Origin of the sequence: Xenorhabdus entomophaga (assembly GCF_037996725.1) — a bacterium.
Lineage (GTDB): Bacteria > Pseudomonadota > Gammaproteobacteria > Enterobacterales > Enterobacteriaceae > Xenorhabdus > Xenorhabdus khoisanae.
In genome coordinates this window covers 1-295 of record NZ_JBBMXH010000419.1, presented here as the reverse complement: position 1 = coordinate 295, position 295 = coordinate 1, and the positions used below count along the sequence as shown (strand labels likewise).

Here is a 295-nt window from a genome sequence, read left to right as displayed (position 1 = left end):
ACCTGACGAGGCCCCTGCCGGGCAACTGGGGCCCCGTTTGATGAGCCAGATGGCGGTCCTGTCGGGACAATATCACTTGAGCATCAGTAAAATACAGCGCCTGATCCGGGAAACTTATGGCATCCACTTCTCCACGGGCCTTATCTCTGAAGCGCAGGGACGGATCAGCTCAATGTTGACGCCGCTGCATCAGGCGTTAGGGCATTATGTCAGGCAATCTGCGGTTATCCATATTGACGAAACGCCCCATCAACGCAACGGGGAAGCGGCCACCCGCTGGGTCTGGTTGCTCAGC

The 295-nt window shown here is 57.6% G+C and carries 1 protein-coding gene; it reads left to right on the top strand.

The annotated features are described in order from the left end of the window. On the top strand, positions 1–295 hold a 295-nt coding region (locus AAC854_RS23460), incomplete at both ends, for an IS66 family transposase (RefSeq protein ID WP_340619177.1).